This is a genomic window from Micromonospora sp. M42, assembly GCF_000568915.1.
Classification (GTDB): Bacteria; Actinomycetota; Actinomycetes; order Mycobacteriales; family Micromonosporaceae; genus Micromonospora; species Micromonospora chalcea.
Window position 1 is genome coordinate 1824701 of sequence record NZ_KK037233.1, and the last position, 6637, is coordinate 1831337.

Below are 6637 nucleotides of genomic sequence, written 5' to 3' on the forward strand. Positions count from 1 at the left end.
GCGTACCAGGTGCCGTCGGCGCGTCGTACCAGCGTGTTGGCGGCGCCGACGGCGGCGGCGGCCGGTGAGACCTCGTCGGCCAGCGCGAGCGCCGCCTCCTTGCCCGGCATGGTCACCGACAGCCCGGCCCATTCCGGGCCGAGGCCCGCGACCAGGCCGGGCAGGTCGTCGGCGCCGGCTTCGATCTGGGTGTACGACCAGCCGCTCAGCCCGGCCGCCGCGTACCCGGCGGTGTGGATCACCGGGGAGAGCGAGTGGGCGATCGGCTTGCCGACCACCGCGGCGCGGCGGGGATCGGCCATCAGATGATCCCGGCCTCGCGCGCCTTCTGCTCGTTGCGCTGGTGCTCGGCGTAGGTCTCGGCGAACGCGGAGCGCCCGTCCTTGCTGATCGCCACGAAGAAGAGCCACTTGCCCGGCGGCGGGCTGAGCGCGCCCTGCAGGGCGTCCTTGCCCGGGTTGTTGATCGGGGTGGGGATCAGGCCGCGCAGCTTGCGGTTGTACGGGTTCTTCGGGTCGTCCAGCTCGGCGGCGGTCATGTCCTTCGACGCCTTGGTCGGCCGCCCGGTCAACTCCAGGTAGTAGTTGACGGTGACGTCCATCTCCAGACAGCCGCAGTCGAAGTTGCCCTTGTAGACCCGGTTGTAGGCGACCTGAGCGACCTTGCCCAGGTCGACCTTGTTGCCGGCCTCGGCCTGCGCGAGCGAGGCGACGATCAGCGCCTCGTACGGGGTGATGCCACCGCGGTCCTGCTGCACCTTCTCGGCGTACTGCATGTTCGAGGTGACGGTGAGGAAGTTGTTCACCATCAGCTTGAGCACCGTCTCGGCGGTGGCCTTCGGCGGGATCTCGTAGGTGTCGGGGAACAGGAAGCCCTCGATCGACGGCTTGACCTTCTTGCCGTCGGAGCGCTTGAACCACCAGTCCGGCACGCCGAGCGCCTCCGGATCCTTCGCCGCCGCCTCGAAGTCCTTGACCGGGATGTCGGTCTTCTCGGAGAGCCGCTTGTAGACCGTCTTCGCGGTGAGCCCCTCGGGAATGGTGATCCCGTTCACGATCCGGTTCTTCAGGTCCAGCATGGCCGCGACCGCCGCGTCGCCGCTCATCTGCTTGCGCAGCTTGTACGTGCCGGGCTGGATGTTCTTGCTGCGCGAGTTCTCCTCGGCGGCCTCGATGAACGCCTTGGTGCTCTTCACCACGTCGGCGGCGACCAGCGCGTCGGCCATGTCGGCGAGCAGCGCGCCCTGCTTGATCTCGACTGTCACCTCGCCGGTGCCGGAGCCGTCGTAGTCGGGGGTGACGAAGTAGTTCTGGACCCGGTCGAAGCCGTAGAACGCGCCGCCGCCGATGCCGCCCAGCAGGATCAGCGCGAGCGCGAGGGCGAGCAGGGTCTTGCCCCGGCCGCCGCCGGACTTGCCCTGCCGTCGGCGTACCGCGCCGCGCCGGTGCCGGCCCTTCTCCCCCCTGTCCTGCTCGTCGAAGCCCAGATCAAGGTCGTCGATCATTGCGTCCGCCTCCGCTGTGCGTCCAGCCAGCTCTGCAGAATCTCCACCGCGGCGGCCTGGTCGACCACCGCCCGTTGGCGCTTTCCCCGGACGCCCCGTTCGGCCAGCCTACGACTCGCGACGACGGTAGACATCCTCTCGTCCGTCAGCGTCACCGGAATCGGCCTCATTACATCAGCCAATCGGCTGGCATAGGCTGATACGTTCACCGCCGCGGGGCCGTGCTTTCCGGCGAGGTTGACCGGTAGCCCGACGACGATTCCCACCGCCTCGTGCTCGGCGGCGAGCCGGACCAGCTCGGCCATGTCGGCGGGCACCGCGTCCGGTTCGGCGGTCAGGTCGCGGGCCAGCGTGACCAGGGGCGTGGCGAGGATGCCGTGCGGATCACATCGGGCCACACCCACCCGGACCTGGCCCACGTCGACGCCCAGCCGGACGCCACGGGACAGCTCGGCCACTATCGGACACCTCCCCGCCGGTACGGGCCAGGGCGGACCGGGTGGTCCGCCCTGGCGTCGATCGGTGCGCTCATGCCGTGCCGATCGGGCATGCGCTCACGGCCCTCGCTCCGCTCGGTGCGTTCACTCATGCAGTGCCAGCCGGGCATGCGCTCACGGCCCTCGCTCCGCTCGGTGCATTCGCTCATGCCGTACCGGCGACCGCCTGCTCGACGGTGACCAGCAGGTTCGGCGCCTCCGCCGCGGGCAGGCCGCCGCCCTGGGCCAGGTCGTCGCTGCCGCCGCCCCGGCCGGAGAACGCCGCCTTCACGAGGTCCTTCGCGCTCAGGCTCCGGCCCCGGGCGGCCTGGTTGACGGCCACCACCAGGGACGCCTTGCCGTTGGCCCGGGCCGCCACCGCGACCACCGCCGGGCGGGCCGGGTCGATCCGGCCCCGGATCTCCTGGGCGAGGGTCCGCACGTCGTTCGCAGCCGCGCCCTCGGGGGCCTCGGTGCCGACGTACGCGACGCCGCGCACGTCCTTGGCCTGCGCGGCCAGGGCGCCGGCCCCGCCGAGCACGAGCTGGGCGCGCAGCTTCTCCAGCTCCTTCTCCGCGTCGCGAAGCTGGGTGACGGTCTGCTCCACCCGGTCGGCGACCTGCTCCCCCGGCACCCGGAACAGCTCGGCCAGCCGGGACACCAGCAGGTGCTCGCGGGCCAGGAAGCCGAACGCGTCCATGCCGACGAGCGCCTCGATCCGGCGTACCCCGGAGCCCACCGACGCCTCGGAGAGGATCTTCACCAGGCCGAGCTGGGCAGAGCGGGCCACGTGCGTGCCGCCGCACAACTCCCGGGCGTAGTCGCCGACCTCGACGACCCGGACCCGCTCGCCGTACTTCTCGCCGAACAGGGCCATCGCCCCGATCCGGCGCGCCTCCTCCTGGCTGGTGACGAACGCGTGCACTTCCAGGTCGGCCAGCAGCACCTCGTTGACCTGCTGCTCCACGTCGTGCAGCACGCTCGGCGCCACACCCGTCGGGGTGTTGAAGTCGAACCGCAGCCGGCCCGGCGCGTTCAGCGAACCCGCCTGGGTGGCCGACTCGCCGAGGAAGTTGCGCATCGTCTGGTGCACCAGGTGCGTCGCGGTGTGCGAGCGGGAGATCGCCCGGCGGCGGGACACGTCGATCTCGGCGTACCCGGTCTCCCCGGAGCGCACCTCGCCGCGCACCACCTTGGCCCGGTGCACGATCAGGCCGGGCACCGGCTGCTGCACGTCGAAGACCTCGACCTGGCCGCCGCCGACGGTGATGAGCCCCTGGTCGGGCTGCTGCCCGCCGCCCTCGGCGTAGAACGGGGTGGTGTCGAGCACCAGCTCGATCGTGTCGCCCTCGACCGCGGCGGAGATCGCGGCGCCGCCGGACAGCAGCGCGCGCACCCCGCGACATTACGCCGCGATCAAGTCGCGACTCGCGGCTCAGCTCGGTGTAGCCGGTGAACTCCACCGGCCCGCCGCCGTCGAGCACCGACCGGTACGCCGACACGTCGGTGTGCCCGGTCTTGCGCGCCTGCGCGTCGGCCTTGGCCCGGCTGCGCTGGTCGGCCATCAGCCGGCGGAAGCCCTCCGCGTCGACCTGCAGCCCCTGCTCGGCCGCGATCTCCAGGGTCAGGTCGATCGGGAAGCCGTACGTGTCGTGCAGCTGGAACGCCTTGTCACCGGAGAGCGCCGCCTTGCCGGCCGACTTGGTCTCCGCGATGGCGGTGTCCAGGATCGTGGTGCCGGCGCGCAGCGTGGCCAGGAACGCGTCCTCCTCGGCGTACGCGTACTGGGAGATCCGGCCGAAGTCCTCGGCCAGCTCCGGGTACGACGGCGCCATGCAGTCGCGGGCCACCGGCAGCAGCTCCGGCAGCGCCCGGTCCTGGTAGCCCAGCAGCCGCACCGCCCGGATCGCCCGCCGCATGATCCGGCGCAGCACGTAGCCCCGGCCCTCGTTCGACGGGGTCACCCCGTCGCCGATGAGCATCAGCGAGGTGCGCACGTGGTCGGCGATGACCCGCAGCCGTACGTCGTCCGGGTGCGACTCGTTGGCCGCGTGACCGGAGTGCACGCCGTAGCGCTTGCCGGTCAGCTCGGCGGCCTTGTCGAGGATCGGGCGGACCTCGTCGATCTCGTAGAGGTTGTCCACGCCCTGCAGCAGCGAGGCCATCCGCTCCAGGCCCATGCCGGTGTCGATGTTCTTCGCCGGTAGGTCACCGAGGATCGGGAAGTCCTCCTTGCCGGTGCCCGGGCCGCGCTCGAACTGCATGAAGACGAGGTTCCAGAACTCCAGGTAACGGTCCTCGTCGACCTCCGGACCGCCCTCGCGGCCGTAGGCCGGGCCGCGGTCGTAGTACAGCTCGGAGCACGGGCCGCACGGGCCGGGGATGCCCATCGACCAGAAGTTGTCGGCCTTGCCGCGGCGCACGATCCGCTCGGCCGGCACGCCGGTGGCGCGCCAGATGTCGTACGCCTCGTCGTCGTCCAGGTAGACCGTGGCCCAGATCCGCTCCGGGTCCAGCCCGAAACCGCCCGCCTCGACCGACTTCGTCGCCAGGTCCCAGGCGAGCGGGATCGCCCCGGACTTGAAGTAGTCACCGAAGGAGAAGTTGCCGTTCATCTGGAAGAACGTGCCGTGCCGGCTGGTCTTGCCGACCTCGTCGATGTCCGGCGTCCGGATGCACTTCTGCACGCTCGTCGCCCGCGCGTACGGCGGGGTCTGCTGGCCCAGGAAGTAGGGCACGAACTGCACCATGCCCGCGTTGATGAACAGCAGGTTCGGGTCGCTGATGGCGGGCAGCGGAGCGGACGGAACCACGGTGTGCCCGTTCGCCTCGAAGTGGGCGAGGAACCGCCGCTTGATCTCCGCCGTCTTCATCGCTGGTGGTCCTCCGGGAAAATCTCTCGGTCGCCGATGCGCGGGTCCTCCCGCAGCTCGGCGAACTGGTCGTCGTACACCTCGCCGCGGGCGAAGGCCTCGTGGATCTCCTGCTCACGCTCGGCCATGCCGACCCGGACGTCGTCCACGAACGCCCGGAGCGACTCGACCAGACCGCCGGCGGACTCGGACAGCCCGCTCGCGATGCCGGCCGGGGTGTACGCCTGCGCGGTCCGGGTGGCCTTGCGCACCACCAGGACGCCCACGGCCAGCCCGATGCCCAGCCAGAACAACCGCCTCATGCTCTCATCCTCCCGCGTACGCCGGTCGGGGTCAGCGGTTGCCGCGCTTGGCGGCGCGACGCTGCTGCTTGATGGTGTCGCGCACCTCGCGCTCGGTCTCGGCGTGCCGACGCGCGGAGGCGGCGCGGCGCACGCCGTACCCGAACGCGGCCACCTTCACCAGCGGGTTCGCGGCGGCGGCCGAGACCACGGTCGCCAGGTTCGCCACGTTCGCGGTGACGTTCTGCGCGTGGCTGGTCATGGTGTCCACCTTGGCGAGCTGCAGGTTCACCCCGTCCAGCGAGGTCTGCACCTGCTCCAGCGCCACGTTGACGTTCTTCACCGTGGTGTTCACGTCCCCGAGCAGCGGCGCGGTGCGGTCGTTGAGCTCGTTGATCATGCGGGTCGTCGCGTCCACGGTGTGCCGCAGCCGCAGGATCGGCACCGCCAGCACGAGCACCAGCATCAGGAACGCGCCGGCCAGGACCAGCCAAGCGACCTCGCTACCGTTCACGCGCACGTCCTCCTCAAGCAGTGTCCCGGAACCCGACGCTCCGGAACGCGCGACCGTACCTACCCACTTCGCGCCACGCCGACCCGGTCACCGGGCGCGGACGGGCGTGCCAGCCCCAGACCCTACCGTCCGTGATGAAAGTCGGCTCACGACGGTGAGGGAGTCGCCTCGCCCAGCGGGTCGTCGGTCAGCGTCGGGAACGGATCCTCACCGGTGAGTGACGGATCGGTGGTCGGCGTCGGCCCGGTGCGCTCGTCGTCGATCGCGTTGCGCACCTTCACCGACACCAACGAGCCGGTGCACGTCGCCGCTGCGGGCGCGGCTGGCGCGGAGGGCGCGGGCGCACCGTCGATCGGCGGCGGCGTGCAGGCCGGGTCGCGTACCCACAGGTCAAGCGTGAGTTCGTCGCGACGCCAGCAGGTGTAGCTGCCCTCGACCTTCTCCTCCGGGCAGCGTTCGACGCTCCACCGCCGCCAGCCGTCCTTTGCCAGCGCCTGCTCGTAGACGGCGACCGTCTGCTCCCATCCCTGCTCCGACTCGACCGCGCGTTCCCGCAGCCGGCAGTCCTGCAGGCACCAGCGGCTGCCGCTGACGTTGTCGACTGTCTTCTTCTCGGCCCAGGCGGGCACGTCGAGCGCGTCGAGGGTGTCGAAGACCGGATCGCGGCTGAGCGTCCGCATGCCGAAGTAGAGCGGTACCGCGCCCAGCAGCAGGAGGCTCACCAGCGCGAGGACACCCATCCGCAGGCGGCGCCGCTCGCGCATCTGCCGCCGCAGCTCGGACCGGGCGCCGCGCAGGCCACCGGCCTCCGCGTCGGTCTCGTCCACGCCGGGACCGGCGGGTCGCGGCGCGGGCATGCCGTCCGCGCCGGGCCGTGGCCCGGCAGCCTCCCCCGGGGGTACGACAGCAGCCGCCCGCGCCACCGCCGGAGCGCCCGGAGGCGGTGCCATGCCGGCCGGGTTGCCCGGACCGCTGCGGTCCGGCTCCGG

5 protein-coding genes and 2 pseudogenes are annotated in these 6637 nt (G+C 71.5%); all 7 read right to left on the reverse strand.

The window, feature by feature from the left end:
• Nucleotides 1-302 (reverse strand): annotated as a pseudogene (locus MCBG_RS08195) (shikimate dehydrogenase); the annotation flags it as partial.
• Complete coding sequence (mltG, locus tag MCBG_RS08200; RefSeq protein ID WP_043324960.1) at nt 302-1504, reverse strand: endolytic transglycosylase MltG; 1203 nt, start codon at nt 1502-1504, stop codon at nt 302-304. The gene mltG and the pseudogene MCBG_RS08195, both read right to left, overlap by 1 nt.
• Nucleotides 1501-1962, reverse strand: coding sequence for a Holliday junction resolvase RuvX (gene ruvX / locus MCBG_RS08205; RefSeq protein ID WP_043324961.1), 462 nt, complete (start codon nt 1960-1962; stop codon nt 1501-1503). Before ruvX ends, mltG begins: the two co-directional genes overlap by 4 nt.
• Before the next feature lie 184 nt (nt 1963-2146).
• Nucleotides 2147-4853, reverse strand: a pseudogene (alaS, locus tag MCBG_RS08210) (alanine--tRNA ligase).
• Nucleotides 4850-5155: a hypothetical protein gene (locus tag MCBG_RS08215; RefSeq protein ID WP_013285491.1), complete on the reverse strand. Its 306-nt coding sequence runs from the start codon at nt 5153-5155 to the stop codon at nt 4850-4852. The pseudogene alaS and the gene MCBG_RS08215 overlap by 4 nt, the downstream one beginning before the upstream one ends.
• 31 nt (nt 5156-5186) lie before the next feature.
• Entirely contained in the window at nt 5187-5648 is a 462-nt protein-coding gene (locus MCBG_RS08220; protein ID WP_043324962.1) for a DUF948 domain-containing protein, read from the reverse strand.
• Nucleotides 5649-5794: 146 nt separating this feature from the next.
• Entirely contained in the window at nt 5795-6412 is a 618-nt protein-coding gene (locus MCBG_RS08225; RefSeq protein ID WP_043330338.1) for a hypothetical protein, read from the reverse strand.
• Nucleotides 6413-6637 lie beyond the last annotated feature (225 nt).